Here is a 25880-nt window from a genome sequence, read left to right on the forward strand (position 1 = left end):
CGCGGAATTGCCGGGCAATTACAATCGAAAGTTCACCGGGGGTGTCTGCTGAGAAGCGGACTGAGAAATACCCCACTCACCTGATCTGGGTCATGCCAGCGTAGGGAGCGTGAAACAAGGTCCGCTGTCACGAGACTCGTCCCTTTTTTGACGCCACCACGACGGCGCAATGAAAGACGAAGCAATGAACAAGCGGATTTTTGTATTTGGAGCGGTCGCCCTGGCGGCCTGGACCTTGGCAGCCCCGGCCAACGCCGCCGACAACGAGTTGCGCGTGATGGTGCACAGCTCTTTCTCCCTGCCCAAGCCCATGCTGGCCCAGTTCGAAACCCAAAGCGGTCTCAAGCTCAGCGTCATCAAAGGCGGTGACGCGGGTGAGATGCTGAATAAACTGATTCTGACCCGCGCCCAACCCGTGGCTGATGTAGTGTTTGGCATCGACAACGCCCTCGTCGCCAAGGCGCAGGCCGCCAACGTGCTGGAGGCCCATGGCCTGCCAGCGCTGGCAGGCACTGTGGCCGGCGCTGAGAAACAATTCGGTGCCTTGGTGGTGCCGGTGGACTATGGCTACGTCACCCTCAATTACGACAAAGCGGCCGTTGCCAAAAGCGGGCAAGCCCTGCCCAAAACACTGGACGATCTGACCCAGCCCGCCTACCGCAACTGGCTGGTGGTGCAAAACCCGGCCACGTCCAGCCCTGGCTATGCCTTCATGCTGGCCACCATTGCCGGCATGGGGGAAGAAAAAGCCTATGACTGGTGGGCCAAGATGCGCGCCAACGGCGTCAAAGTTGCCAAAGGTTGGAGCGAGGCTTATTACACCGAGTTCAGCCGGAACGGTGGCGCCTACCCGCTGGTGGTGAGCTATGCCACCAGCCCGGCAGCGGAGGTGTTTTACAGCAAGGAAAAAATCACCGAGTCGCCCACTGGCTCGCTGTCTCTGAAGGGCGGCGTGTTCCAGCAAGTGGAAGGCGTGGCGCTTGTTAAAGGTGGCGTGCAGCGGGAAGCTGCCTTGAAGTTCATCAACTTCATGCGCTCGGCCCCCGTGCAGGAAGCCTTGCAAACCACCATGTGGATGTACCCGGCCCAAAGCAGCACGCCCCGTGCCGAAGTCATGCGCCATGCGCAAGAGCCGACGACATTTGAGAGCATGGGCACCGACACCATTGCCGAAAAAGGCAGCCAGTGGGTCAGCCGCTGGACGCAAGTCGTTCTGAAGTAGATCCATGATGCCCGGCGCGATGACCTTCAAGTCGCGACTCGGGCGCGGGATGCTGGCCGCGCTGCCCTTGCTGGCGCTGGGCCTGATGCTGGTCGCGCCACTGGCCCGCCTGGCATGGCAAGGGTGGAGCGGGGCGCCTGAGTTCGGCCAGACCGCTAATGTCTCGCTGTGGTCCGTCTGGCAAGACGACTACCTGCGCTGGCGGGTGTTCTGGTCGCTGGCGCAAGCCGGCGTCACCTGTGTGCTGGCGCTGGTGCTGGGCCTGCCAGTGGCCTGGGTGTTGGCCCGTTTTGAATTTCCGCTGCGTCGGCTGGTGCTGCGCTTGCTGATGCTGCCGTTTGTGGTGCCGACGCTGGTGGCGGCGCTCGGTGTGCTGGCCTTGTGGGGACCGCATGGGGTGTTCAGTGGCTGGCTAGGTGTCTCGCTGCAAAACACTCCTTGGTTGCTGCTTTATGGCAATCTGTTTTTCAATCTTTGCCTGGTGGTGCGTGCGGGAGTGGACGCGTTGAATCAGGTCAGCGCCCGCCAAGTCGCTGCCGCCCGTTCGCTTGGGGCCACACCTTGGCGAGCCTTTTGGCGGATCGAGTGGCCCGCCATTGCCCCTTGGCTGGCCTCCAGCCTGTGCCTTGTTTTTTTGTACTGCTTTGCCGGGTTTGGCCTGGCGCTGGTGCTGGGCGGGCAACGTTATGCCACGGTGGAAGTGGAGATTTATGCTCTGGTCGCCCACGAGCTGAAGCTGGCCGAAGCCAGTGTGCTGGCGGTGTGGATGATTCTGCTCACCGGCGGCGTGGCCCTGGCCTATGCGGCCATTGAGAAGCGGCTGGCCGCCCCTTCGCGGGTGGACCCCCTGGCCCGGCGTCGCCCGCAAGGTATTTGGCAATGGGTGGCGTTGGCCGGTGGACTGGGTGTATTGGTGTTTTTCTGTGTGGCGCCCATGCTGGCCATTGTCTGGCGCGCGGTGTCTGCCGGTAGCGAGGCCTGGGCGCAGGTGCTGGACGAAGAGACATTGGACGCCTTGTGGAACACCTTGCGCTTCTCGTTCATGGCCTTGGTCGTGGCCACGGTGCTGGGCGTGGCCCACGCGCTGGTCGCCACCCGCTCGGTGGCATGGCGTGCGGCGGCATTTTTGCCGTTTGTGGTGTCACCCGTCACGGTGGCTTTTGGTTTGCTGCTGCTGTATCCGCAATGGACCGCCAGCTTGCCGCTGCTGGTGGCCGCGTACGCCGTACTGGCGTATCCGTTTGTCGCCAAATCACTGGCCGCAGGGCTGGACAGTTTGCCGCCCCACCTGCCTCAGGCGGCTCGTACGTTGGGTGCCAGTCCATGGCGCACCTTCTGGCGGGTGACTCTGCCCATGTTGGCAACTGCGCTGCGGCGCGGCATGGCGTTTGCCGCCGCCACAGCCTTGGGGGAGTTTGCGGTGACGCTGTTTCTGTCGCGCCCCGAGTGGGCCACGCTAACGACCCTCATCTACCAGCGCCTGGGGCGCCCCGGCGTGGCCAATCTGGACGTGGCCATGGTGCTGTCTTGTGTGTTGATGGGGCTGGCGCTGTTGGCCTTTCTGGTGATTGAGTGGCCTCAACGAAATGCAGCGTCTGAACGGGACGCGACACCCGCACCGCGTGGTCCTCGGGTTGCTGTCGCTGCCGGGCACCGAGAAAAGGAATTGAGCCATGCTTGAGCTGCGCGATTTGCACAAACACTTTGGTGAGCGCACCGTGGCCGACGGCGTGAGTTTGTCGGTTGCCGCCGGTGAAATCGTGGCCTTGCTGGGTCCATCGGGCAGCGGCAAAAGCACCTTGCTCAAAATTGTGGCGGGGCTGGAGGTGGCCGATGCGGGGAGTGTGTGGTTTGATGGGCAAGACATCAGCGCGCAGCCGCCCGAGCGGCGCGGCTTTGCCCTCATGTTTCAGGACTTCGCACTCTTCCCCCATCTCAATGTGCTGGACAACGTGGCCTTTGGTCTGATTGAGCAGCGCATCGTCAAGACGGAGGCCCGTGAGCGGGCTCGGGAACTACTGAGCCGTTTTGGTCTGGCCAGCCATGCCACTCACAATGTTTGGCTGTTGTCGGGTGGAGAACAACAACGCGTGGCCCTGGCGCGCGCCCTCATCACGGCACCCCGGGCGCTGCTTCTGGACGAGCCGTTTTCCGCGCTGGATGCCGAACTTCGGGTCGCCCTGCGCGATGAATTCAGCCAGCGCATCCAAGAAGCCGGCATGGCCACGCTGCTGGTCACGCATGACGAGTCCGAAGCGCGTGCCATGGGCGGGCGCGGTGTGCGTCTGGTGGATGGACGCTTGACCAGCTTGTGGTAGTTCGGCCCGCAAGGCTTAGTGGACTTGACCTTCGGAAGACGCCAAGGCCAGCTCCACGCGCTCCTTCAAATCCCGATCCTGGTAAATCGTGAGGTCTGTCGGCACGGCTCGCTTGAGCATTGCGCTGGCCGCGTGGTTCAGCAAGGGCCGCAGCGTGCCCAGCATGGGGCTGGTGGCGATCAGGTTCAATTCGTTAAAAGTTTGACTATTGGCCGCTTCATTCAGGTAGCCGGCCAACTCCCGGGCGAACTCCAGTCGCTCCTTGTCCTGCGGCTCGGTGTGCGGCTCAAATTGGGTGCCGTGGTGCGCCGTCCGGCCATGGCCTTTGCCAGCATCGCCGCTGATGTCTCCCTTGGGCGTTGCGCGGGCTTTGGGATAAACAAAGCCGTCCAACTCGGTCAATAATTTGTGGCTTCCATGCTGCTCCAGCACACGAGCCCGGTGGGCGTTGGCGATCAGAATCCAGGTTTTTTCCATGGTCATGCTCCTTTTAACAAGGGTGATGTGTCCGAAAGGGGTGGGGTCAGTTGCGGGCTTGCCAACTGTCATCCGACTGGCGGCATGCCGCTTCTCCTCGCGTTGTTCACGTGACGGGGTCAATCGAGTCACTCTACTCAGCGCATGGTCTGGGCGACTTGCGAATCATCAAAGGCGCGGCACCTCGCCTTGGCTCGGGAGCCGCCGCCCACGCGGGTGACCCGCGAAGGTCGAACGCGCTCATGATGATTTTTTGCGCAATCTCAATGGACGTTTTGAAGCCGATCGTAGAGTGATGTTACTGACACGAGGGCACCCAGGAGTGCCACTGCCGTGCACCCTGTTCAAGGAGTTTCAAATGAGATCAGATGACGATATGCGCGCAGATTTGTTGGAACGGCTGGACGCCATTCCGACCATCAGCGGTGCCGAAATTGATGTGTTTGTGGACAACGGCCGGGTCACCTTGAGCGGCCGGGTGGACACGCCTCAGACTCGTTTTCAGATAGAAAGCGCCGCGAGGCGCGTGACGGGTCTGCGAAGCTTGGCCCTCAATGTGACACCTGGGCGTGACAAGGGCCGCCGGGGCATGCATTGACGGTCAGTGCGATGGTGGCTTGTCGTCGGCCTTGGGGTCCGCCATTTGTTGACGGATTTTTTCCAGCTTATTGGCGTAGTCCTCGGCTTCACCATAGCTCATGAAGCGGCTGTAGCGGGCGTGCACGCCCAACACCTTTTTGGCATGCTTGATCGGGCAAAAATATTCCTCAGTTCGCGCGACGATCTCTGTGACATAGGCCATGAGCCCATTGCCATAGGCGCAGTAGGTGCAGTGAAACTTTTCAATGAAGTTGAGGTACTGGAGTTGCTGACGGTCATACACGATGTAGTCGCGGCGACGCACTTTGGCAATCTTGTAAATCGGGAAACAAGTGGCCTGGTAAAAGCTCACGCACAAGTCCAAAATCAGCATCGGAATAATCATGCTGTAAATGATGGGGCCGGTAATCAGGTTTTGGGGCCGGTTGGTTACCAGCCAATGGAAGAAGCCTCGCTTGAGTCGCCGGTGCGTATCGCGAATGGAGGTCTCAAACTCTGCCCGTTTTCCCCTGAATTGGGCGGAAGCGCTGGCCTCTTGCTCCTGGATGGCTTTGCGCAAATCGTCATCCAGCGTGGCCATCTGATCCAAAAGGCGGCGAATATTTTCATTCATTGTCTTTCCATTAGAGCACCGCCACGGTGGCCCGAGCAACGCGCTACTTCAGCCTGGCTTGCACATAGTCCAGTACGTCATTGAGCGTGATCAATCCCGCATAGTCGGATTCGGCAATCTCCACCCCAAAGCGCTCATGCAGGCCAACCAGAAAGTTGAGCCAGTCCATGGAGTCCAGATCCACCTGGTGGCGCAAGGCACGGGCGGGGTCGATGTCTTGGGGCTCCACCTCGGGCGCAATGGTGCTTAATACGGTCAAGGCCCCTTCGGTCAATGTGGCGCGGTCAGCTTTCATGTGGGGTCTCCTTGGGGCGGGGTTTTATGAACGGCTTCGGCCAGTGTGTCCGGTTGCTGCAAAACGGCGCGCAGTTCTGCCAGAAACAAGGCACCTTGATGGCCGTCCGAGGCGCGATGGTCTGCCGCGAGCGAAGCCGTGACCAGGGGCAGGGCGCACAAGACACCGTCTTGCACCCAGGGGCGAGTCTGGACGCTGCCAAAACCTACCAAGGCCACCTGGGGCGGGTAGATTACGCCGAAAACCGCTTCCACCCCCTGGTCTCCCAGGTTGGTCACGGTGATGGTGGGGTCACTCATTTCGGAGCTGCGCAGTGAGCCGGCGCGTGCCCGTTTGACGAGGTCGGTCAGGTCACGCATCAGCTGGTCAAGTGGTTTGCTGCCGACGTCATGAATGGCGGGTGCCACCAAGCCGCCGCCCCGCAACGAAATGGCGACGCCGGCGTGAATAGCTGTGGCGGGCTGAAACGCCCCATCCACATAAAAGCCATGAAGCTGCGGCGTGCGCTTGAGCGCCACGGCCACCGCCTTCAGCATCAGCACAGCTGGCAGCAAGCGCTCAGCAATCGTGTGGCTGGCGTTGTATTTCGCCAACCAGTCCAGGGCCAATGCCATGGGAATGGTCTCGCTGAGGTAATAGTGCGGAATCTCCCGTTTGGAGCGCCCCATGGCTGCGGCGATGGCCTTGCGCATTTCCTTGGCTCGGTCGGCTGGGCTGGTTGGGGCCGATGGCGCCGGTGTGGACGACGCTAGGGCAATTGCAGGCATCCCGGATTTTTGTGTGCTGGCCGCCGCTTCAATATCGGCCACGGTGACAGACGACTGCGCGCCAGTGCCCTTCACGGAGTCGCTATCAATACCCAATTCCTGCGCACGTCGGCGCGCCGCTGGCGTCACCGGGCGGCGGGTTGGGGTAATCGCTTTTTCTGCAGTCTCCGGAGCAAGTTTGGGGGTGGGGGACGGCGAGGTGGGGACGGTGGGTTTCTGGATGGGCGGTGGCGGTGCCGTCGCGGTTGCCATTGGATCGGCCGCTTCGCCGGGTGCCAGAATGGTCGCAAGTGCCGTACCGACCGGTACTTTTGTGCCGGGTTCGATCAGCAGTTGACCCACCACCCCGTCGTGCCATATTTCCACATCCACCGCAGCCTTGGAGGTGTCAACCACAGCCACCACCTGGCCCCGTTGGACCGTGTCGCCTGCTTTCACATGCCAAGTGAGCAAGGTGCCTTCATCCATGTCAGCCCCGAGAGAGGGCAGGCGGAATTCGATCACGGCGATTTGCCCATCAGCGTCAACACGGCGGCCACAATCTTGGGCGTTTGGGGCAGGGCAGCTTCTTCTAGGTGCTTGGCATAGGGAATCGGCACCTCTTCGCTGCAGACCCGAGCCAGCGGCGCGTCCAAGTCAAAGAAGGCCTGCTCCATGATGCGCGCCATGACTTCAGCGGCCAGGCTGCCCGATCGCCAGGCTTCGTCCACCACCACAGCGCGGCGGCACTTGCGCACTGAGGTCATGATGGTTGCGTCATCCAGCGGGCGCAACACCCGCAGGTCAATCACCTCGGCGGAAATGCCCTGGGACTCCAATTCCTCGGCTGCCATTAGCACTTTGGCGAGGCAGCCGCCATAGGTAATCAAGCTCACATCGGTTCCGGTGCGCCGCACGCTGGCGCTCTGAATGTCCACCGCCGGGAATCCTCCCTTGGGCAATTCCGCCTCGAGGTTGTACAACTGCGCGTGTTCAAACATCAGTACCGGGTCGGGGTCGGCCAGCGCAGGGCCCAGCATGCCCCTAGCATCTTCCACTGTGGCGGGTGCCAGCACTCGCAAGCCCGGCACATGGGCGTACCAGCCCTCAAAGCTGTTGGAGTGCTGGGCCGCGAGTTGCCGGCCCGCGCCGGTTGCCATGCGAATAACCACAGGCACTGAAAATTGCCCGCCAGACATGTGGCGCAGCATCGCCGCCGTATTGACAATTGGGTCCAGCGCCAGGAGGCTGAAATTGACGGTCATCACCTCGACAATGGGCCGCAAGCCGCCCAGCGCTGCGCCAATGCCCGCACCGACAAACCCTAGCTCTGACAACGGGGTGTCACGAATTCGATTCGGGCCAAACTCTTCCAGTAGCCCTTTGGAGACGGCGTAGGTGCCCCCATAGGAGCCAACGTCTTCGCCCATCAACAGCACGCGTTGATCGGCAATCAGCGCCTCGCGCAAGGCCTCTCGCAAGGCGTCGCGGTAAGTGAGCGTCGTGGCGGCCATCAAGCGGTCTCCGGTGGGGTGTGTACATCGCGCAGCAGGGTGTCTGTGGACTCCCAAGTGCCGGCTTCAGCAAAGGCCACCGCAGCATCCACCTCTGCCTGCGCTTGCGCGTCCAAGGCTAAAAATTCTTCTTCGGTCAAATGGCTCTGCGCCTTGAGGCGTGCGCTGAAGGTGTGCAAGGGGCCACGCGTTTTCCACGCCTCAATCTCTTCCTTGTGCCGGTAAAGGTCGGGGTCGAACATGGAGTGGGCGCGAAAACGGTAGGTTTGCAATTCAACAAACATGGGACCCTCGCCGGCTCGAACATGCTGGGCGGCACGCTGAACCGTGTCATGCACCTCGACCACATCCATGCCATCCACCCGCAGCGTCGGCATGCCATAGGACGCTGCCTTCACGCACAGGTCGGTTTGGGACTCGGCGCGTGCCAGCGCTGTGCCCATGGCGTACAAGTTGTTTTCACAGCAATAGAGCACCGGCAGCGCCCATAGGGTGGCCAGGTTCATGGCTTCGTGAAAGGCGCCCTCGGCGACTGCCCCTTCGCCAAAAAAACAGGCTGTGAGCGCCTGGCGGCCGGTCATTTTGTCGGCCAGCGCCAGACCCGCCGCCAGCGGCAGGCCACCGCCCACAATGGCATTGCCGCCATAGAAGCGGGTGGCGCGATCAAACAGGTGCATGGAGCCGCCCCGTCCGCCCGAACACCCCTGCTGTTTGCCAAACATCTCCGCCATGATGGCATTCATGCTGACCCCGCTGAGCAGCGCGTGCCCGTGTTCTCGATAGGTGGCGACGATGTTGTCTTCCATTTGCAAAGCCCGAAGCGCCCCGGTGGCCACTGCCTCTTCGCCAATGTAGAGGTGCAAAAATCCGCGAATCTTCTGCTCACCATACAACTCGGCGGCTTTCTCCTCCATGCGGCGAATGCGCAGCATGTCAGACAGCACAATTCGCGAAAACGCCTTGTCCCATGGGACTGGGCCGCTTGGTGGAGCAGGGACGTTCAGGTCAGTCATGCGCCAGCCTCCAGTGTGGATGTGTCGCCTTCGGGTAGACCCAGTTCACGCGCCTTGAGCAAACGCCGCATGATCTTGCCGCTGCGCGTGCGCGGCAGCACGGGCAAAAAGTCGATTTCCTTGGGCGCCACCGCCGCCCCCAACCGCTTGCGGGCGTGGGCCATGATGGCCATGCGCAAGGTCTCGTCAGGCGTGAAGCCGTCTTTGAGCGATACAAAGGCCTTCACCACCTCGCCCACCATAGGGTCAGGCTTGCCAATTACGCCAGCCTCCGCCACGGCAGGGTGCTCCATCAAGGCGCTTTCCACTTCAAACGGACCGATCAAGTGGCCGGCAGACTTGATGACATCGTCTGCGCGGCCCACGAACCAAAAGTAGCCGTCTGCATCGCGCCGGGCCAAGTCGCCGGTCAGGTAGAACCCGTTGGAAAAACATTTTTTGTAGCGGGCTTCATTGTCAAGATAGCCCCGAAACATCGACGGCCAGCCTGAGCGCAGGGCCAGTTCACCCTCGACATCTGGCGTGTCCACAATACGCACCTGAGGCGGCTCGCCTTCTGCTTCAGTGTGTTGAACAATGAAGGCCTCAATACCTGGCAGGGGCCTGCCCATCGAGCCAGGCTTGATGTCAAACGCGGGTGTGTTTGCAATCATGATGCCGCCTGTCTCGGTTTGCCACCAGTTGTCGTGGATTGGCAGTCCCAGCGCCTCCTGACCCCACCACACGGCTTCGGGGTTGAGTGGCTCGCCCACGCTGGCCACAAAGCGCAGAGCGGGGAAGCTGTGCTGGCGTGCCAATTCAGAGCCTGTTTTCATCAACATCCTAATAGCGGTAGGTGCGGTGTACCAGACGCTGATGGCCTCGTCCTGCAGCAATTGATACCAGCGCACCGCGTCAAACTCCTCTCGGTCAATGAGCGAAGTCACACCATGCAGTAGCGGCGCAAGAATGCCGTAAGAGGTGCCTGTCACCCAGCCTGGGTCGGCTGTGCACCAATAGCGATCTTCGGCGTGCAAATCAAGCGCGTAGCGCCCCGTGGCGTAGTGGGTGACCACCGCCTCATGCACGTGCAGCGCGCCTTTGGGTGTGCCTGTGGTGCCACTGGTGAAGTGCAGCAAGGCCGGATCTTCGGCTTGCGTTTTGATGGGGCCCAAGGTGTCTGGCGCCTTGGCCATCAGAGTGGCCCAGTCCAGCGTGTCGGGCTCGTTGGTGGTGCCGCCGTCCTCACTCACCAGCAACACGTGGATCAGGGAAGGCATCTTCGCCCGAATTTGCTTTATTTTTCGTTGGTAGAGCGCGTCGGTAGTCACCAATACCTGCCCTTTTCCCAAGTTTATTCGGGTCGCAATCGGTTCTGGGCCAAACGCCGAAAACAGCGGGGTCACCACCGTGCCGTTCTTCAAGGCGCCCAGAATGGAGACATATAGTGCCGGAATCCGCCCCGCGAGAACGAACAAGTGCGCACCTTGCCCTACCCCCAAGCTTTGCAGCACGTTGGCAAACCGATTGGTCTGCTGGGCCAGTTCGCCATACCTCACCTCCACGGCATCGGCGTTTCTGGCTACAAAGCGGAATGCCGCTTTGTCCCGCAATGCACTTTGTGCATGTCGGTCCACCGCTTCAAAGGCCATGTTCAAGCCACCATTGGGCAAACCCGACAGCGCTGCTCTGGCTTGCTTCCAGACATCCAATTGACGCTCGCCCTCGTAGTCGCTCCAGTGCGGTTGTGGCCCCTCGCTTGGGGACGCCTTGTGAATGACCGTCGGTTTTTCCATGCATCCTCCTGTGTTGGGTCGCTGATGACCTAAGTCGGTTTAAGCCCTCTCCCTGGCCTCCCGGTCTCTCGCGCCCGCCATGCCTGCGGTCAGGCTTGCCAGTTCCCGCGTGAAGACCGACAGCACGTCCTCCATCGTGACGATACCCACCAGTTGACCCTCGTCATTGGCAATTACCAGCCGGCGAACCCGGTTGATCTTCATCAGCTCCACGGCGTCTGCCGCGTCCATCTCCGGTGTGGCCATAACCAAATCTACCGACATGATGTCCCCGGCGGTGAACACGGCTGAGTCCAGCCCTTCGGCCATCAGCTCCAGCACCAAATCCCGGTCGGTAACGATGCCAATCGGGCGCGTCTTTTCAAGTGCGTCCACCACCACCAGCGCGCCAATGTGGTGCTGGCGCATGAGTTGAGCCACGACCAGGGCAGTGGTTTCTGGCTCCACCACGGCAACCGCGGCAGTGGCAAAGTCTTTAAGCAAAGCGGTCATGTGCTAGCTACTTTCCACAGGGTCCCGCGATTCAGTGTGAATTTCATGCCAATACCTCGTTTTGACGGCCAATTGATGCATTCACCTTAGACCTTGGTGTTCCAAGGCATTTGCGAAATCGCAAAGCAAGAGACCATTCCTGAAGTGAGGCGCACTTCCGTAAAAAACTGTCAATTACCTATTTTTAGGTAGTCCCTTTCATGGATACCGTGTATTCGTGGAAGTGACAGCGCCACGTACGCTTGAATCACCAGTCGGCGCAAAGCCAGTGCCCCCAACGACCGGGCTGGTTCACCAACGGAGCGAAAAAAATGAGTACTTCCCTGAATCCTTTCATGCCCATATCCACGGCGTCCTTGCCCAGTTTGGGGCGTGAGCAACGCTTTGACACCCGTGTTTGCGATTTCGGCTCGCTAACTCCCTTTGCTGAACACGGGCGCCCGGGGCACCGGGGGCATGCGCCTGACGCGTCTTTCTGGAAGGAGTCACTGGCTCTGGCAGAAAAATACCTGCCGTTCACCCGCAGAAAGCTCAACGTCAACGATGCCGTTTACGCCTGTGGCGAGACATTTGACACTCTGTACCTCATCAGCGCGGGACTGTTCAAAGTCGTGAACCTGACGCAAGATGGGCGCGAGCAACCCGCCGGCATGTATTTCAAAGGCGACTGGCTGGGGTTTGATGGCATTCCCAATGGCCACCATAGCTGCTCCGCCATCGCGATGGACCGGGGAGAGGTCTGGAGCATTCGATATGACACCTTGCTACAAGCCAGCACCCAGGAACCCATAGTGATGCGACTTCTGCTGGCCGCCATGAGCGGCCAATTGGCGAGAAACCGAGATGCCATGCTGGCCATGGGCACCCTGACGGCCGACGCACGCGTGGCAGACTTCTTGCTGAAATGGGCACATGCGCTTGAGGAGCGCGGCCTGAGAACTGACCAATTCAATGTGCACATGACCCGTGCCGACATTGGTCGTTACTTGGGACTCACGCTCGAGTCGGTCAGCCGGGCTTTGTCGCGCATGGCGCGCTGCGGCGTCATTGAGTTCAATGAAAAAGGGCGCCGTGACATCAGCATTCCCTGTTTGAAAGCGCTGCAAGAATTTATTATGGAAAGCACCGAGCACAAGCGCGCATTGCAGTGAAGGTGGTCTGGCTCAGTGCATCGTCTTTTGCGTCATCTCATGGCCCGGCACGTCCGCCGTGGTGGGTGTTGGCAAGTTGAAATTTCTCAATCAGGTTTTGACCCTAGGTCATACGCTGTCAATTGGGTGGTCGGTTATTGGTTAAAGACCTGCAGGGTTGCAATCTGCCTGCCACTTTCATCCCTACTTAACCTATGAGGTACCTACCATGAGCAATCTCCGTTTGAGTGAACCCAGCCTGTTTGACCCTGCGCTGTCAACGCCGTTTGAATCGATGTTCAGACGGCTCATGTCGCCCATGCGCCTTGATGTGGACAACGGCTCGCTGGACATGCGCCTGGACGTCACCGAAATCGACGGAAAATACAAAGTGCGGGCCGACATTCCGGGCGTCAAAAAAAGCGACATTAATGTTCGCATTGACGGCAACCTTGTCCAGATCGACGCTGAAGCGGCCAAAGAGTCAGAGACCAAAGACGTTGGTGGACGTGTGCTGCGCAGCGAACGTTGGCGCGGTGCCGTGTCCCGCTCCTTCACCTTGGCGCAGGACGTGGACGAGAGCAAAGCCAGTGCTTTGTACGAAGACGGCGTGTTGACCCTGGAGCTGCCCAAAAAGGAAACAAGCTCTGCGAAGCGCCTGGCCATCAAATAGCCACCCGTGCCAGGGCCGGGTGTGCCCGGTGCTGGCGCGTCCGACTCGCGATCCGGCGGCCCAAAAGGACGCCGGGTTCTATCCAGCCATCAATTCAGGGAGTCCTCACACCATGTCCGCTAAACGAGACCAGTACGTCGCTAAAACAAAGCATCAACTCGATGAGTTGAACGCCCAGATCGATTCTGTCGAAGCCCACGCCAAAAAGTTCAAACAAGAGGCCAGCAAAACCTATGACAAGGAGTTGACCGAACTGCGTCAGCAATCTGCCGCCGCCAAAACACGTCTGGAAGACATCAAAAATTCTGCCGAAGACAAGTGGGAAAGCCTGACCGAGGAGATGGAAAAGGTGCGTGACGCTCTGGTCCACTCCTACAACTACTTTAAACCCCAATTGAAGGATTGACGGGGCAGGTGCTGGCGTGGCCGCGAGTTGAATCGAGGCCTTGGCCGTGGAGATTCACCCTTTCTGTCAGGTTGTGATTACAGAGGGGCAAAGAAAAACCCCAAGCAATTTCTTGCTTGGGGTTTCATTTGGAGGAGAAGGTGGGATTCGAACCCACGGTACCTTGCGGTACGCCTGATTTCGAGTCAGGTACATTCGGCCACTCTGCCACTTCTCCGTGGCTCGCATTGTATCAGCGCCGTTGACCCGATTTTCGGGCGTTCGGGGCGTTTTGTGTGGCTATTCAGCCTCTGCCATCTGCGCCAGCGCAGTAGTCACGTCCTGTGGGGTCACGTCGGCAACGGGTTGCAGTTGGTCGGCCAAGTCGGCCAAGGCGTTGGGAGCTTGGGTTTTGAGCAGCGCAATGGACTGGCCCGCTTCCTTTGGCGAGTCAAAACCCAGGCTTTGTAGCAGCACGCGCTCGTTGGTGTCGACAAGCTTGAAGTAGAACTTGCCGTCTTTTTCGCGGTACTGCTTGAACACGGGTTTGGCCACCTTGGCTACTTTTTTGGTCTTTTGGCCCACCGTGGAGCGCAAATCGCGCAGGCCCACGGCTTCGCGTAGGCGTCCCATGAAGGGAGTGGCGATGTGTCGGGCCTTGGCGGCGCCGGCCATCAGTATGGTTTCAATCTTGCCGGGGTCGGCCATCAGGGCGAGGTAGGTCTCGCGCATGGGTGCTATTTCCCGGTCAATGCGCTCAAACAAAATCTGTTTGGCGTCACCCCAGGCAATGCCGTCGGCATAGGCTTGGCGCAGGGCCGCAGTCTCTTCGGCGGTGGCAAAGGCCTGGTAAATCTGAAACAGGGCCGAGCCTTCGGTGGTTTTGGGTTCGCCCGGTGCGGCGGAGTCGGTGACGATGCCTGCGATGAGCTTTTTGAGCTGATCACGCGGGGTGAAGAGTGGAATGGTGTTGTCGTAGCTTTTGCTCATCTTGCGGCCATCCAAGCCGGGGAGCGTTGCCACGTCGTCTTCAATGGCTGCTTCAGGGGGCACAAAGTGATCACCGTAGCGGTGGTTGAAGCTGTGCGCCATGTCGCGCGCCATTTCGATGTGCTGAATCTGGTCGCGCCCCACAGGCACTTTGTGGGCGTTGAACATCAAAATGTCAGCGCCCATCAGCACGGGGTACATGAACAGGCCAGCGGTCACATCTGAGTCAGGGTCGGCGCCAGCGTTGGTGTTTTTGTCGACCGATGCCTTGTAGGCGTGCGCTCGGTTCAAAACGCCTTTACCCGTGACGCAGGTGAGAAACCAGGTGAGCTCGGGAATCTCGGGCACATCAGACTGCCGGTAGAACACCACGCGCTCTGGATCCAACCCGGCGGCCAGCCAGCTTGCGGCAATTTCCAGTGTGGAGCGCTGAATACGAGCGGGCTCGTCGATCTTGATCAGAGCGTGGTAGTCGGCCAGAAAGTAAAAGCTTTCCACGTCAGCGCGCAAACTGGCGCGCACCGACGGGCGGATAGAGCCCACATAGTTGCCCAAGTGGGGGGTGCCGGAGGTGGTGATGCCAGTTAGAAAGCGCGTGGAGCTCATGGTGGATTCAATCAGTGAAAGAGCGGCTGCCAATGCTGCCAGGGAGATGGGAACGGAATGATCAGCTAAAAAGCAAGGCCAGCGGGCTCAGCAGCAAGTCAAGCAGGCCGTAGCTGAGTCCCATCAAAGGCTGCAGCCAAAAGGTGGTGACCACGCCGGTGAGCACCAGGCCCATGACGATGAAAAAGCCCCATGGCTCCACCCGCGAGACCAACTCGGCTTGGCGGTAGGGCAGCAAACCCACCAGAATCCGCCCGCCGTCCAGTGGAGGCAGCGGGAACAGGTTGAACGCAAACATAACCAAGTTGACCAAAATGCCGCCTTGGGCCATTTTGATGAAAAAGGGCTCAGTCACTCCGGTGCCGTGCAGCGTATAGAAAACCGCGCCCCACAGAATGGCCTGAATGAAGTTGGCGCCAGGCCCGGCTAGAGCGACCCAGATCATGTGCTTTTTGGGGTTGCGCAGGTTGCCAAAACGCACTGGCACAGGTTTGGCGTAGCCAAACAAAAAGGCGCCTGAGGTGGCAAAGTACAAAAACAGCGGCATCAGAATGGTGCCTACGAGGTCAATGTGCTTGAGCGGATTCAGTGTGATGCGCCCCAGCATGTAGGCCGTGTTGTCGCCAAAGTGGCGTGCGGCATAACCATGCGCGGCCTCGTGTACCGTGATGGCGAACAGCACGGGGAGTGCGTAGGTGGCAATGGTTTGAATAAGGTGGGCGATGTCCATGGGGCAATGGTCTCAGGCGGTCGGGGTTACAGGCCCAGAGCCGCGAAAGAGCCGCGTCCCTCTCGGACGATTTCGGGTTCGCCCGAGCTCAGGTCCACCACTGTGGTGGGCTCCAAGGCGCAGGCGCCTGCGTCAATGACGCCGGCAATCAGGTTTTTATAACGCTCCAGAATCTCTTGCGCATCGTTCAGGGCTTCGGTTTCACCCTGCGGGATCAATGTGGTGGCCAGCAGTGGTGCGTGGTGAAGCTCCAGCAGCTCCTGCAGCACCTTGTGGTCGGGCACACGCAGACCTATGGTTTTTCGGGCCGGATGGCTCAGGCGACGGGGGACTTCTTTGCTGGCTTCCAGAATAAAAGTGTAGGGCCCCGGTGTGGCCGATTTGATGAGTCGAAACTGCTGGTTGTCCACGCGGGCGTAGTTGGCCAACTCGGACAGGTCACGGCACAAAAGGGTGAGATGGTGCTTGTCGTCTACGCCCCGGATTCGGCGCAGTTTGTCGGCGGCGGCCTTGTCGTCCACGTGGCAGACTAATGCATAGCTGGAGTCGGTGGGGACCGCCAGCACTTCGCCTTTTTCGAGCAGGGCGACCGCTTGTTTCAGCAAGCGAGCTTGCGGGTTGTCGGGATGTACTTCAAATAGTTGGGCCATGGGGGGTATTTTCTGTCAAACCGATGGAGTGGTGCAGGCTGCGGCCGCTTTTTGGCGTTTGGCGAGTTCCCGCGCCGACAGCAAGGCGTTGCCAATGCCGCTGAGCGTGATCACCGCAATGCCCATCCATGCAAAGCCGTCTGGGGTGTGGTCAAACACCAGCCATCCACCCAGTGTGGCAAATGCAATTTGTGAATAGAGGAACGGTGTCAGAACTGGGGCCGAAGCGCGCATGTAGGCTCGAATCAGGAACAGGTGGCCAACGGTGCCGCACAGACCGATCAAAACAAAGAGCGGCCAATGGGCAATAAGGGCAGATGATTCCCAGTTGAACACCACGATGGGGGTCGTCACCATAGTGCCCACCAGACCTGTGTAGAAATGGGTGGTGTAGGGGTTTTCATGCCCGCTCAAGCGGCTGGTAAGGACTTGAAACCAGGCAAAGGTGGTGACCAGCGCAATGGGAAACAAGAGTGCCCAAGTGAAGACTTGCCCGCCTGGGCGAACCACCAGCAAGACCCCGACCAAACCGACGCCCATCAACACCCAGCGCTGGGGCGACACCCGGTCTTTCAGCAGCCAGGCGGCCATGCCGGTGGCTGCCAAAGGTGACAGCATGACCATGGCGGTAAATTCACCTACGGGCAAATACTGCAGGCCAAAAAATGAACAAAAGCTGGTGACCAGCAACAACGCTCCCCGCAGAGCTTGAAAGCGGGGGTTTTTGGTACGGAACAAGCCCATTTTTTGCACGGGAAAGCGCAAGGCAAAGGTGGCAACCGCCTGAAAGGCGTACCGAAACCAGAGCAGCATCAACACCGGCGCCAGCGTTGATGCGTATTTGGTGCTGGTGTCTAGGATTGAGAAGATCAGTGTGGCCAGGACAATGAGCAAGGCACCGCCGGTCTGCGCGCGCCGGTCGCGTTGAGCTGACTCGGTCAAGTGGGATCGCCGGCGTATTGGATGCGATCCTTGATCAATTCCCACACTGGCTTGAGGGTGCTCGGCAATAGGGGCAGAGTCCCCAGTTCGGTGTGACTCTCATCCGGGCTGTGGAAGTCACTGCCACGGGACGCTGCCAGATCAAACTCGCGGGCGGTGTCGGCATAGCTCAAAAATTCGGCAGGGGTGTGACTGCCGGTGATCACTTCGACGCCCTGGCCGCCGTGTGTTTTGAACTCGGTGAACAGCGCATATTCCTCGTTGGTTGAAAACTTGTAGCGCGCAGGGTGGGCAATGATCGCGACGCCGCCAGCCTGGGTGATCCAGGTCACCGCATCTTTCAAAGTGGCCCAGCGGTGCTCCACAAAGCCGGGCTTGCCTTCGGTCAGGTACTTGCGAAACACCTCGTAGGTGTCTTTGCAGACCTTGGTTTCCACCAAAAAGCGGGCAAAGTGAGTGCGCGAGATCAAATCGTGGTTGCCGGCAAATTGCAACGCGCCTTCATAGGCGCCCATGATGCCAGCTTTCGCCAATCCGTCGGCCATGTCCTTGGCACGCTGTCCCCGTCCGCCGCGGGTTTGTTGCAGGCCGGCGATCAGGGCTTCGTTTGTGGCATCAAAGCCCAAGCCGACGATGTGCACCGTGTGGCCAATGAAGGTAACGGAAATCTCAACGCCTGTCAGAAAGTTCAACCCTTCCGCCTTGGCAGCTGCCGCAGCGCGGGTCAAGCCACCGATCTCGTCGTGGTCAGTGAGAGCCCACAGTTCAACCCCGTTGGCCTTGGCGCGCTGCGCGAGGGCTTCGGGGTTGAGGGTGCCGTCAGAAACAACGGAATGGCAATGAAGGTCGGCGTTGAGTAGGGTAGTCACGATTTGATTTTAGGCTTTCGGGATAACCCTTGGATTTTGCTTGATGGGCGGGCGCTCAAGTTTCCGCGCCTTCGACCAGAAAGCGCACCCGGCGCACGCCGTTCCAGGCGTCCGCGTCGAGGCGAAACGCGAGCTTGACGCGGGCGGGCAGTGACTCGGTTCGGCCAAACCAGATGCCGTCGACTGGTTGCCCTTGGTGCTTGAGTTTGAGGGCCAGGTGTTTTTCACCCACCAGGCGCTGTGAGACCACTTCGACTTCTTCACTGAAGGTCGGTGCGGCAAACCCCTGCCCCCAGACCTCTTTGTGCAGGGCGTCAACCAGTTCCACGCGGCGAAACTCGGGCTTCAAGGGGCCATCGGTCTCCAGGCGGCGGGTCAGCGTGGCGGCGTCCAACCACTCTTGGGCAACTTCGTTGAGGCCTTGCTCGAATTGGTCAAAGTGTTCTTCGGCAATGGTGCAGCCCGCCGCCATGGCGTGACCGCCAAAGCGCAGCAGCACGCCCGGGTAGCGTTTGGCCACCAGATCGAGCGCGTCGCGCAAATGAAAACCGGGGATGGAGCGCCCAGACCCTTTCATCTCATGTTCTTTGCCGGGCGCAGCGCTGGCAGCGAACACAAAGGTGGGGCGGTGCAGCTTGTCTTTGATGCGTGAGGCCACGATGCCGACCACGCCTTCGTGAAAGTCGGGGTCAAACACACAAATGGCGGGTGGCGGCTCTTCGGATTCGTCAAACAGCGACTCGGCAATGGCAAAGGCCTGCTCGCGCATATCGCCCTCAATTTCGCGGCGCTGGCGGTTAATGCCATCCAGCGTTTTGGCGAGTTCATCACCGTGCGCGGGGTCATCGGTCAACAAACATTCAATGCCGAGCGTCATGTCGGACAGTCGCCCGGCGGCGTTGATGCGTGGCCCCAGGGCAAAACCGAAATCAAAGGTGGTGGCCGTCGCGGCTTGGCGCCCGGCTGCTACAAAAAGAGAAGCTAGTCCCGCAGGCAGGGCGAGTGCCCGGATGCGTTTTAGCCCTTGAGCGACAAGGCGGCGGTTATTGGCGTCGAGCTTGACGACGTCTGCCACCGTGCCCAGCGCCACCAGCGGCAAAAGGGTGTCGAGCTTGGGTTGGTTTTGCGCGTCAAACACGCCGCGTTGGCGCAACTCGGCGCGCAACGCCAGCAGCACGTAAAACATCACGCCCACACCGGCGATGGACTTGCTGACAAACGTGCAGCCAGGCTGGTTGGGGTTGACGATGACATCGGCCTCGGGCAGTTCGATTTGGCCGTTGCGGCTGGCGGGCAGGTGGTGGTCGGTGACCAGCACTTGCAAGCCGAGCGCCCGCGCCGTGGCCACGCCGTCGAAACTGGCAATGCCGTTGTCCACGGTGATCAACACATCGGCGCCACTGTCTCTGACGCGCTGCGAAATCGGTGGCGTGAGGCCATAGCCGTCCACCACGCGGTCCGGCACGATGTAGTCCACGTGCTGGGCGCCCAGCAGGCGCAGGCCGCGCACGCCGACGGCGCAGGCGGTGGCGCCGTCACAGTCGTAGTCGGCCACGATGCAGAGTTTCTTGTTGGCGGCAATGGCGTCAGCCAGCAACACGGCAGCGGCGGCGGTGCCCAACATGTCGGTGGGCGGAATGAGCCGGGCCAGGCCGTCATCGAGTTCCTGAGGGCTTTGCACACCGCGCGCGGCGTAAAGCTGCGCCAGCAGAGGGTGAATGCCGGCCTGCTCCAAGGCCCAGGCCGAGCGGGGAGGTATGTCTCTTACTATTATTTTCATAGCTGGTTCAGCAGGTTAGACGCGGGCTGGGGGCCAAAAATTCTCTTAAATTGGCTTATCAGTGTGCGGGGGCGGCTCTGGAAGGTTTGGGCGTGGCGTTCGCCGCAGAGTGTGACTTGAACGGCCTCCCCTTGATCCAGCGCGGCCCGCAGTTTTGTGCATTCGTTGGCGTCGACCTGCTGCCAGGCTTGCGTCCAGCTGCTCCAATCTTCTTTCAACGCCGCTTGGCGCAGGGTGTCGATGACGATGGGCGGTGACGCACTCGCCGCAGGTGTAGTTGTGTTCAAGCGCCCGGTGCCGCTCAGCCAAAACGAATTGACCACGGGTGCGCGCCGGGAAGACCGGGCCTCGTTCACGGGATGGGTGTAGAGCAGCATCTGCATCTCGTTTTGCAAGCGGCGCAGAGGCGCAGCGTTGGCGTCGCGGGGCATCCAGTTTTCCAGGTTGCGCCCGGCCACCCGGTCCAGTGAGGCAGTGGCAATGTCGTCAAACACGGGGCTGTGGGCCAGCCATCGGGTGGCGTCATCAAACTGCAGCGTGATGCCGTCTTCTTCAAAATAGGGTTGCATGGCCGCCATCAGGGCGCGTGATTCATCTTCAGAAAAGTCTGCCAGAGGCCACTCGCCCATGGCGATCTGGTGCGAGCCTGCTTGCCAGTGGCATGGCGTGATGAAGGCCGCGCCGCTTTCAGCCTGCGCATGGTGAGCGGCCCAGGGGATGAGGCCGTCTGTCGTTGGCAAACCCAAGGCTCGGGCCAGCGCCCGTTCATGTGGGGTTGAGAGGCTGAACTCGTCGCCTTGGTCTGGTGCATCGGCCGTCAGCCGGGCCAGCAGTTTCTCCAGCTGAGGGAGTTTCAGTTTCGGCAGGGCGGACGCGCAGCCTTCGGCGAGGCAATAGGCAAACGGAATCAAAAGGTGCATGGGGCGATTGTCCGGGAAACCGATGGGGCAGGGCTCCGAGAGTCACTTCCCCTCGAAACAAGGTCGGTGAATCAGGGCCTGCACGTCAAGTACTTCGTTATTCAAAAAAACAGATAAACATATTATTTAATATTTTTTTTGGAAATAACGAGTGACCTCTACCATGCGCCAATTCGTTCAACTTCTATCAAAGCGGCCATCATGCATCCCCACCCCAATCGTCCTGAACCTGTTGGATTCACCACCAGCGAAGCGCCGCGAAATGCGGTATTTAGTTCCCGCCTTTTCCGCTATTGGTTGTATTTCCAGGTTAGCTGGGTCACGCTGGCCGTGCTCTGGCTGAGCACGAGTCATCACCTTCCCGCCTTGACGGGCTATTCGGGCGAGACGCCGGCCTGGGTGTCTGGTTTGTTGAGCGCCATGTTGGTGGGCATGGCGGCCCAATTGGTTGACGGCGCGCTGGGCATGGCTTACGGCGTGACGGCGACCACATTTTTGATTGCCAACGGCGCTTCTCCTGCGGCTGCCAGCGCCAGCGTTCACATTGCCGAGGTGTTCACCACCGGTGCGTCCGGCTGGTCTCATTACTCCTTGGGCAATGTCAGCAAGAAGCTGTTTTGGCGCTTACTCGCACCGGGCTTGGTTGGCGTCACTGCGGGCGCATTGCTGTTGTTCCACATCGATGGCGCCATGATCAAACCCTATATCTCCGCCTATTTGCTGGGCATGGGCGGGTGGATTTTGTACCGCGCTTTCGTCCTTTACCGGCGCAAGAAGGTCATCGTTCCCGCGAAGAACCCCCCGGTGGCGGCATTGGCCATCACCGGTGGTTTTCTGGACGCTGTGGGCGGCGGCGGCTGGGTGCCCGTGGTCACCACGAATCTGATTGGCACGGGTCAAGACCCCCGCACCACCATTGGCACCGTCAACTCCGCCGAGTTCTTTTTTTCAGTGGCTGGCGCCGGAGTATTTACCTTGTTTGTGGGGATCACGGACTGGTACCTGAGTACCTGATTGCAGGCTTGGTGCTGGGAGGACTGGGGGCGGCGCCTTTGGCGGCCCAGGTGACCTCACGCCTCTCCGCTCGCAGTCTTTTGCTGTTGGTGGGGGTCTTGATCAGTCTGGTTTCCGCGTTCAATTTGTACAAGGCGTTGCTGTAGCGCACACGTCGAGCCAGTTCACTAGAAAATCCCCTCTCCACCCCACCTGTCGGCAAAGCAGCGGCTGTCGGCGAGGTGGACCAGACACCGTTCAAGCGCCCACCACACATTCAGCGACGGCCTGAAATTGGGGTCGTCCGGTCGATGATGGCGGCCACATTGATGCCGCGGGGCAGGGTGCCGTAGTTGTGGTGCCCCATTTGGGTCAGGCGGGAGTTGCAAAACGTATCACTGATGAACGCCGGGCTGTGTCGCACCAGCAGGGCGCCCTGCAAGGCCAGGGCCATGCGGTCCACGATGTCGCGGGCGCGGTATTCAAGCGCCTGGACCTCTTTGAAATCTTTAACGAGGGCGTTCACGTATTGATCCAACGTAGCGTTCCCCCCTCGAGCCTGGTTGACTTCGGCGAAAAACGCCTCGGCCACCTCAGGTGTTTTAGACAGGGCGCGTAGCACATCCAGACACTCCACATTGCCACTGCCTTCCCAAATGGCATTGACGGGCGCTTCCCGGTACAGGCGCGGCATCATGCTGTCTTCCATGAAGCCGCTGCCACCAATGCATTCCATGGCTTCATAAGCATGGTTGGGGGTTCGCTTGCATATCCAGTACTTGCCCACCGCAGTGACCAGTCGCACCAAAAGGTCTTCGTGCTGGTCGGTGCGGTGGTCCATGGCGCGGGCGATGCGCAGGGTGAGTGTCATGGCGGCTTCGCTCTCCAGCGCCAGGTCGGCCAACACGTTTTGCATCAGGGGTTGTTGGTTGAGCACCTTTCCAAAGGCTGATCGCACCGAGCAGTGGTGCAGCGCCTGTGACGCGGCCATGCGCATGCCGGCACTGGAGCCAATCATGCAGTCGAAACGGGTCATGCTGACCATTTCGATGATGGTGCGCACGCCACGGCCTTCGTCACCCACCATCCAGGCCATCGCACCGCGAAGTTTTGTTTCGCTGGACGCGTTGGACGCATTGCCCATCTTCTTCTTGAGCCGCAGTACCTGCATCGGGTTTTTGCTGCCGTCCGGGCGCCATCGGGGTAGCAAAAAGCAGGACAAGCCACCGGGTGCTTGCGCCAGCACCAAAAAGGCGTCGCACATGGGGGCGGACACAAAGTACTTGTGTCCTACCAGTTCGTACATCTGGCCGGGGCCGCCGCCGCCCATGGGGATGGCACGGGTGGTGTTGGCCCTGACATCCGATCCACCCTGTTTCTCCGTCATGGCCATGCCGATGGTGACGCCTAGTTTCTGTTCAGCCGGGATGTTGCGTGGGTCATAAACGCGTGCGGTGACTTTGGGCACCCAGGTGGCGGCCAGATCGGCTTGCAGGCGCAGGCTGGGTACGGCGGCAAAGGTCATGGTGATGGGGCAACCGTGCCCGGCCTCGACCTGCGTGTGCATATAGGTTTTGGCGGCGCGGGCCACATGGGCGCCGGTCCGTGGTTCGGTCCACGGGGACGCGTGCAGCCCCTGCTCAATGCTGGTGGTCATCAGTCGGTGATAGGCCGGGTGAAATTTGACCAGATCAACGCGTGTGCCAAAACGGTCATGTGTGTCTAGCTCTGGCGTGTATTTGTTGGCCAGCTGGCCCTGCTCCATGTACTCGGCAGTCCCGATCATTTGTCCAAAATTGTTCAGCTCGACTTGTGCCCAGCTGGCGCCTTCGCGAACAACCGCTTCGGACAAGGCGACATCTTGTGTGTAGAGGTTGTAGTCACACAGCTCGGTTGCAAGGTTGCTGAGTTCATGGGTGTCGGCCTGGGAGGCCCCCGTTTGAATGGGTGAATTTTCAGGGGTCATGGTGGTGTCTCCAGATTGATTCGGGATTGTCCCTTGCGTGCTGGCGTGGTCAAGTCACACAGGGGCAGAGTGACAGTGCATCTGGAACTCAGGGTAAGTGGGGCAGAAAATCTCAGGGTTACCCCTCGGTGCCACAATGGCGCCTGTTCAAAATAACGGTAATTTGATGCAAATTCCCTACGAGCTTATCCTTGGCTGGCGTTACACGCGGGCCGGTCGCGCTACCCGGCGCAATGGTTTTATTTCCTTTATCTCCGGGGTGTCCATGCTGGGCATTGCCTTGGGCGTGGCCGCGCTCATCATCGTGTTGAGCGTGATGAACGGGTTTCAGAAAGAGGTGCGGGACCGCATGCTCAGCGTGGTGTCGCACATCGAGATCTACGCCCCTTATGGTGCGGCCTTGCCCGATCTGGCGCGTACCCTGGCTGAAACGCGGTCAAACCCCCAGGTTATTGGTGCTGCACCTTTTATAGCGGCTCAGGCACTGCTGGCGAGGGGTGAGGACATGAAAGGCACCATTGTTCGGGGCATTGACCCGGCCTTGGAGCCTGAGGTGACCGACCTGGCGGGTGAGTTGAAAAACACCGCGCTAACCCGCTTGATTCCGGGCGAATTCGGTGTGGTGCTGGGCGGCGAGCTGGCCCGCTCGCTCGGCGTGCGTGAAGGCGACAAGGTCACGCTGGTGGCGCCCAGCGGCCAGGTTACGCCGGCGGGTGTGGTGCCCCGCCTCAAGCAAATGACGGTGGTGGGCACGTTTGACTCTGGCCACTATGAATACGACTCTGCACTGGTGCTGATGCATGTGGACGATGCTGCCCGCATCTTCCGCCTGGAAGGGCCCAGCGGCGTGCGACTCAAGCTGCAAGACCTGCATCAGGCCCGCGCGGTGGCAGCGGAGTTGGCCAAGACCTTGACTGGTGACCTGCTGATTCGCGACTGGACGCGCCAGAACCGCACCTGGTTTGCCGCAGTTCAGCTGGAAAAACGCATGATGTTCATCATCCTGACGCTGATCGTGGCCGTGGCCGCGTTCAATTTGGTCTCCACCCTGGTGATGACGGTGACGGACAAACGGGCCGACATTGCCATTTTGCGCACCTTGGGCGCTAGCCCCCAGAGCATCATGGGTATCTTTGTGGTGCAAGGCGCCATGGTGGGTGTGATTGGCACACTGGCTGGCTTGGTGCTGGGCTTGGGTGTGGCCTTCAACATTGATGTGCTGGTGCCCGCGCTGGAGCACTTCCTGGGGGCGACGTTTCTGCCCAAAGATGTTTACCTCATCAGCAGCATGCCCAGCGACCCCCAGCAGTCCGACATATTGCCGGTGGCCATCATTTCTTTGGTATTGGCTTTTCTGGCCACCTTGTACCCGAGCTGGCGCGCCAGCCGGGTGAACCCGGCGGAGGCCTTGCGTTATGAATAATCGTGTCCCCACCCCGGACGCATCTTCTGCGGTGCGGTCTGCGCTGCCCAAGCCAGGCGTCGTCTTGAGCGCGCGAGGTTTGACCAAACGCTTCACTGAAGGACGGCTGGATGTCACGGTCCTGCAGGGTGTCGACCTCGATGTGCATGCGGGCGAAACTCTGGCCATCGTGGGCGCCTCGGGCTCTGGCAAAAGCACCTTGTTGCACCTGATGGGCGGGCTGGAGGCGCCGACAACCGGCAGTGTGCTTCTGAATGGTGCCGACCTGGCCCACCAAAGCGCCACCGAACAGGGGCGCTTGCGCAATCAGTACCTGGGGTTTGTGTACCAGTTTCACCATCTGCTACCGGAATTCAGCGCGCTGGACAACGTGGCGATGCCGCTGTGGATTCGGCGCATGGCTCCCGAAGAAGCCGCCCAGCAGGCCAGCAAAATGTTGGAAAGTGTTGGGCTTCAAGACCGGTTGCACCATCGCCCTGCCGAGCTGTCGGGTGGAGAGCGTCAGCGGGTGGCCATTGCCCGGGCACTGGTGACGCGCCCGGCCTGTGTCTTGGCCGACGAGCCCACGGGCAACCTGGACCGCAGTACCGCCAACGGTGTTTTTGAATTGATGATGGGGCTGGCTCGCACGCAGGGCACGGCGTTTATTGTGGTGACGCACGACGAGGCCCTGGCGGCGCGTTGTGGGCGTCAACTGCGGTTGGTGCAGGGCCAACTGGCCGGCACTTTGTGATTTGAAATATCAGTAAAGCGATGGA

The 25880-nt window shown here is 60.2% G+C and carries 26 protein-coding genes, 1 tRNA gene and 1 riboswitch; of the genes, 10 read left to right on the forward strand and 17 right to left on the reverse strand.

Annotated features, from left to right (window positions below; translation table 11 throughout):
- The first annotated feature begins 27 nt into the window (after positions 1–27).
- Positions 28–125, forward strand: a riboswitch (TPP riboswitch).
- A gap of 59 nt (positions 126–184) precedes the next feature.
- From J8G15_RS20930 to J8G15_RS20940, 3 genes are read left to right on the forward strand one after another with little or no spacing between them, the layout of a single operon-like run.
- Positions 185–1222, forward strand: coding sequence for a thiamine ABC transporter substrate binding subunit (locus tag J8G15_RS20930; RefSeq protein WP_210544897.1), 1038 nt, complete (start codon positions 185–187; stop codon positions 1220–1222).
- 4 nt (positions 1223–1226) lie between these two features.
- A complete protein-coding gene (locus J8G15_RS20935) occupies positions 1227–2903 on the forward strand; it encodes an iron ABC transporter permease (RefSeq protein ID WP_240538395.1) in 1677 nt (558 codons plus the stop codon).
- The gene (locus tag J8G15_RS20940; protein WP_210544899.1) at positions 2896–3540 is read left to right on the forward strand and encodes an ABC transporter ATP-binding protein; all 645 of its coding nucleotides are present in this window, start codon (positions 2896–2898) and stop codon (positions 3538–3540) included. Before J8G15_RS20935 ends, J8G15_RS20940 begins: the two co-directional genes overlap by 8 nt.
- A 15-nt stretch (positions 3541–3555) precedes the next feature.
- On the opposite strand, the gene J8G15_RS20945 is transcribed toward J8G15_RS20940, so the two are convergent.
- Positions 3556–4017: a host attachment protein gene (locus J8G15_RS20945; protein WP_210544901.1), complete on the reverse strand. Its 462-nt coding sequence runs from the start codon at positions 4015–4017 to the stop codon at positions 3556–3558.
- A gap of 358 nt (positions 4018–4375) precedes the next feature.
- Between J8G15_RS20945 and J8G15_RS20950 the strand changes: the two genes are divergently transcribed.
- Positions 4376–4615 carry a BON domain-containing protein gene (locus J8G15_RS20950; protein ID WP_210544903.1) on the forward strand — a complete coding sequence of 80 codons (240 nt, stop codon included), beginning with the start codon at positions 4376–4378 and terminating at the stop codon, positions 4613–4615.
- A 3-nt stretch (positions 4616–4618) separates the two neighbouring features.
- On the opposite strand, the gene J8G15_RS20955 is transcribed toward J8G15_RS20950, so the two are convergent.
- The 7 genes from J8G15_RS20955 to J8G15_RS20985 are packed head-to-tail and all read right to left on the reverse strand — an operon-like array spanning position 4619 to position 11065.
- The gene (locus J8G15_RS20955; protein ID WP_210544905.1) at positions 4619–5230 is read right to left on the reverse strand and encodes a hypothetical protein; all 612 of its coding nucleotides are present in this window, start codon (positions 5228–5230) and stop codon (positions 4619–4621) included.
- Positions 5231–5273: 43 nt separating this feature from the next.
- On the reverse strand, positions 5274–5525 hold the full coding sequence (locus tag J8G15_RS20960; RefSeq protein WP_210544907.1) for an acyl carrier protein: 252 nt from the start codon (positions 5523–5525) through the stop codon (positions 5274–5276).
- Positions 5522–6796: a dihydrolipoamide acetyltransferase family protein gene (locus J8G15_RS20965; protein ID WP_210544910.1), complete on the reverse strand. Its 1275-nt coding sequence runs from the start codon at positions 6794–6796 to the stop codon at positions 5522–5524. Before J8G15_RS20965 ends, J8G15_RS20960 begins: the two co-directional genes overlap by 4 nt.
- Positions 6793–7785 carry an alpha-ketoacid dehydrogenase subunit beta gene (locus J8G15_RS20970; RefSeq protein ID WP_210544912.1) on the reverse strand — a complete coding sequence of 331 codons (993 nt, stop codon included), beginning with the start codon at positions 7783–7785 and terminating at the stop codon, positions 6793–6795. The genes J8G15_RS20965 and J8G15_RS20970 overlap by 4 nt, the downstream gene beginning before the upstream one ends.
- On the reverse strand, positions 7785–8798 hold the full coding sequence (pdhA, locus tag J8G15_RS20975; RefSeq protein WP_210544914.1) for a pyruvate dehydrogenase (acetyl-transferring) E1 component subunit alpha: 1014 nt from the start codon (positions 8796–8798) through the stop codon (positions 7785–7787). The genes J8G15_RS20970 and pdhA overlap by 1 nt, the downstream gene beginning before the upstream one ends.
- Positions 8795–10573, reverse strand: coding sequence for an acetate--CoA ligase (gene acsA / locus J8G15_RS20980; protein WP_210544916.1), 1779 nt, complete (start codon positions 10571–10573; stop codon positions 8795–8797). Before acsA ends, pdhA begins: the two co-directional genes overlap by 4 nt.
- A 39-nt stretch (positions 10574–10612) precedes the next feature.
- A complete protein-coding gene (locus J8G15_RS20985; RefSeq protein ID WP_210544918.1) occupies positions 10613–11065 on the reverse strand; it encodes a CBS domain-containing protein in 453 nt (150 codons plus the stop codon).
- 311 nt (positions 11066–11376) lie between these two features.
- Between J8G15_RS20985 and J8G15_RS20990 the strand changes: the two genes are divergently transcribed.
- From J8G15_RS20990 to J8G15_RS21000, 3 genes are all read left to right on the forward strand, one after another.
- Complete coding sequence (locus J8G15_RS20990; RefSeq protein WP_210544920.1) at positions 11377–12216, forward strand: Crp/Fnr family transcriptional regulator; 840 nt, start codon at positions 11377–11379, stop codon at positions 12214–12216.
- A gap of 208 nt (positions 12217–12424) precedes the next feature.
- On the forward strand, positions 12425–12868 hold the full coding sequence (locus J8G15_RS20995) for an Hsp20/alpha crystallin family protein (RefSeq protein ID WP_210544922.1): 444 nt from the start codon (positions 12425–12427) through the stop codon (positions 12866–12868).
- A gap of 112 nt (positions 12869–12980) precedes the next feature.
- Positions 12981–13274 (forward strand): hypothetical protein, encoded by a 294-nt coding sequence (locus tag J8G15_RS21000; protein ID WP_210544924.1) that lies wholly within the window; start codon positions 12981–12983, stop codon positions 13272–13274.
- Between the two features lie 129 nt (positions 13275–13403).
- On the opposite strand, the gene J8G15_RS21005 is transcribed toward J8G15_RS21000, so the two are convergent.
- The 8 genes from J8G15_RS21005 to J8G15_RS21040 form a co-directional block, all read right to left on the reverse strand.
- Positions 13404–13491, reverse strand: a tRNA-Ser gene (locus tag J8G15_RS21005).
- Between the two features lie 62 nt (positions 13492–13553).
- Positions 13554–14849 (reverse strand): tryptophan--tRNA ligase, encoded by a 1296-nt coding sequence (locus J8G15_RS21010; protein ID WP_210544926.1) that lies wholly within the window; start codon positions 14847–14849, stop codon positions 13554–13556.
- Positions 14850–14910: 61 nt separating this feature from the next.
- Positions 14911–15579 carry a site-2 protease family protein gene (locus J8G15_RS21015; protein ID WP_210544927.1) on the reverse strand — a complete coding sequence of 223 codons (669 nt, stop codon included), beginning with the start codon at positions 15577–15579 and terminating at the stop codon, positions 14911–14913.
- A gap of 26 nt (positions 15580–15605) precedes the next feature.
- Positions 15606–16229 carry an L-threonylcarbamoyladenylate synthase gene (locus J8G15_RS21020; RefSeq protein WP_210544929.1) on the reverse strand — a complete coding sequence of 208 codons (624 nt, stop codon included), beginning with the start codon at positions 16227–16229 and terminating at the stop codon, positions 15606–15608.
- 15 nt (positions 16230–16244) lie between these two features.
- Positions 16245–17171, reverse strand: a complete 927-nt coding sequence (locus tag J8G15_RS21025) for a DMT family transporter (protein WP_240538396.1) — start codon at positions 17169–17171, stop codon at positions 16245–16247.
- Positions 17168–18040 carry a 3',5'-nucleoside bisphosphate phosphatase gene (locus J8G15_RS21030; RefSeq protein ID WP_210544931.1) on the reverse strand — a complete coding sequence of 291 codons (873 nt, stop codon included), beginning with the start codon at positions 18038–18040 and terminating at the stop codon, positions 17168–17170. The genes J8G15_RS21025 and J8G15_RS21030 overlap by 4 nt, the downstream gene beginning before the upstream one ends.
- 55 nt (positions 18041–18095) lie before the next feature.
- The gene (gene recJ / locus J8G15_RS21035; RefSeq protein ID WP_210544933.1) at positions 18096–19820 is read right to left on the reverse strand and encodes a single-stranded-DNA-specific exonuclease RecJ; all 1725 of its coding nucleotides are present in this window, start codon (positions 19818–19820) and stop codon (positions 18096–18098) included.
- Complete coding sequence (locus J8G15_RS21040) at positions 19817–20740, reverse strand: phosphoglycerate mutase (RefSeq protein WP_210544935.1); 924 nt, start codon at positions 20738–20740, stop codon at positions 19817–19819. The genes recJ and J8G15_RS21040 overlap by 4 nt, the downstream gene beginning before the upstream one ends.
- A 201-nt stretch (positions 20741–20941) precedes the next feature.
- Between J8G15_RS21040 and J8G15_RS21045 the strand changes: the two genes are divergently transcribed.
- On the forward strand, positions 20942–21754 hold the full coding sequence (locus tag J8G15_RS21045; RefSeq protein WP_210544937.1) for a sulfite exporter TauE/SafE family protein: 813 nt from the start codon (positions 20942–20944) through the stop codon (positions 21752–21754).
- 256 nt (positions 21755–22010) lie between these two features.
- On the opposite strand, the gene J8G15_RS21050 is transcribed toward J8G15_RS21045, so the two are convergent.
- Positions 22011–23699: an isovaleryl-CoA dehydrogenase gene (locus J8G15_RS21050; RefSeq protein ID WP_210544939.1), complete on the reverse strand. Its 1689-nt coding sequence runs from the start codon at positions 23697–23699 to the stop codon at positions 22011–22013.
- Between the two features lie 166 nt (positions 23700–23865).
- On the opposite strand from J8G15_RS21050, the gene J8G15_RS21055 reads away from it, so the two are divergent.
- Together J8G15_RS21055 and lolD are read left to right on the forward strand one after the other, a co-directional pair.
- Positions 23866–25122, forward strand: coding sequence for a lipoprotein-releasing ABC transporter permease subunit (locus J8G15_RS21055; RefSeq protein WP_210544941.1), 1257 nt, complete (start codon positions 23866–23868; stop codon positions 25120–25122).
- Positions 25115–25855, forward strand: coding sequence for a lipoprotein-releasing ABC transporter ATP-binding protein LolD (gene lolD, locus J8G15_RS21060; RefSeq protein WP_210544943.1), 741 nt, complete (start codon positions 25115–25117; stop codon positions 25853–25855). Before J8G15_RS21055 ends, lolD begins: the two co-directional genes overlap by 8 nt.
- Positions 25856–25880 lie beyond the last annotated feature (25 nt).

It is taken from the genome of Rhodoferax sp. PAMC 29310 (assembly GCF_017948265.1).
Lineage (GTDB): Bacteria > Pseudomonadota > Gammaproteobacteria > Burkholderiales > Burkholderiaceae_C > Rhodoferax.

Excerpts from the sequence above, each read along its gene's own strand:
- J8G15_RS20930 (WP_210544897.1), top strand. The coding sequence starts at position 185 with ATGAACAAGCGGATTTTTGTATTTGGAGCGGTCGCCCTGGCGGCCTGG.
- J8G15_RS20935 (WP_240538395.1), top strand. The coding sequence starts at position 1,227 with ATGATGCCCGGCGCGATGACCTTCAAGTCGCGACTCGGGCGCGGGATG.
- J8G15_RS20940 (WP_210544899.1), top strand. The coding sequence starts at position 2,896 with ATGCTTGAGCTGCGCGATTTGCACAAACACTTTGGTGAGCGCACCGTG.
- J8G15_RS20945 (WP_210544901.1), bottom strand. The coding sequence starts at position 4,017 with ATGGAAAAAACCTGGATTCTGATCGCCAACGCCCACCGGGCTCGTGTG.
- J8G15_RS20950 (WP_210544903.1), top strand. The coding sequence starts at position 4,376 with ATGAGATCAGATGACGATATGCGCGCAGATTTGTTGGAACGGCTGGAC.
- J8G15_RS20955 (WP_210544905.1), bottom strand. The coding sequence starts at position 5,230 with ATGAATGAAAATATTCGCCGCCTTTTGGATCAGATGGCCACGCTGGAT.
- J8G15_RS20960 (WP_210544907.1), bottom strand. The coding sequence starts at position 5,525 with ATGAAAGCTGACCGCGCCACATTGACCGAAGGGGCCTTGACCGTATTA.
- J8G15_RS20970 (WP_210544912.1), bottom strand. The coding sequence starts at position 7,785 with ATGGCCGCCACGACGCTCACTTACCGCGACGCCTTGCGAGAGGCCTTG.
- pdhA (WP_210544914.1), bottom strand. The coding sequence starts at position 8,798 with ATGACTGACCTGAACGTCCCTGCTCCACCAAGCGGCCCAGTCCCATGG.
- acsA (WP_210544916.1), bottom strand. The coding sequence starts at position 10,573 with ATGGAAAAACCGACGGTCATTCACAAGGCGTCCCCAAGCGAGGGGCCA.
- J8G15_RS20985 (WP_210544918.1), bottom strand. The coding sequence starts at position 11,065 with ATGACCGCTTTGCTTAAAGACTTTGCCACTGCCGCGGTTGCCGTGGTG.
- J8G15_RS20990 (WP_210544920.1), top strand. The coding sequence starts at position 11,377 with ATGAGTACTTCCCTGAATCCTTTCATGCCCATATCCACGGCGTCCTTG.
- J8G15_RS20995 (WP_210544922.1), top strand. The coding sequence starts at position 12,425 with ATGAGCAATCTCCGTTTGAGTGAACCCAGCCTGTTTGACCCTGCGCTG.
- J8G15_RS21000 (WP_210544924.1), top strand. The coding sequence starts at position 12,981 with ATGTCCGCTAAACGAGACCAGTACGTCGCTAAAACAAAGCATCAACTC.
- J8G15_RS21010 (WP_210544926.1), bottom strand. The coding sequence starts at position 14,849 with ATGAGCTCCACGCGCTTTCTAACTGGCATCACCACCTCCGGCACCCCC.
- J8G15_RS21015 (WP_210544927.1), bottom strand. The coding sequence starts at position 15,579 with ATGGACATCGCCCACCTTATTCAAACCATTGCCACCTACGCACTCCCC.
- J8G15_RS21020 (WP_210544929.1), bottom strand. The coding sequence starts at position 16,229 with ATGGCCCAACTATTTGAAGTACATCCCGACAACCCGCAAGCTCGCTTG.
- recJ (WP_210544933.1), bottom strand. The coding sequence starts at position 19,820 with ATGAAAATAATAGTAAGAGACATACCTCCCCGCTCGGCCTGGGCCTTG.
- J8G15_RS21040 (WP_210544935.1), bottom strand. The coding sequence starts at position 20,740 with ATGCACCTTTTGATTCCGTTTGCCTATTGCCTCGCCGAAGGCTGCGCG.
- J8G15_RS21045 (WP_210544937.1), top strand. The coding sequence starts at position 20,942 with ATGCATCCCCACCCCAATCGTCCTGAACCTGTTGGATTCACCACCAGC.
- J8G15_RS21050 (WP_210544939.1), bottom strand. The coding sequence starts at position 23,699 with ATGACCCCTGAAAATTCACCCATTCAAACGGGGGCCTCCCAGGCCGAC.
- J8G15_RS21055 (WP_210544941.1), top strand. The coding sequence starts at position 23,866 with ATGCAAATTCCCTACGAGCTTATCCTTGGCTGGCGTTACACGCGGGCC.
- lolD (WP_210544943.1), top strand. The coding sequence starts at position 25,115 with ATGAATAATCGTGTCCCCACCCCGGACGCATCTTCTGCGGTGCGGTCT.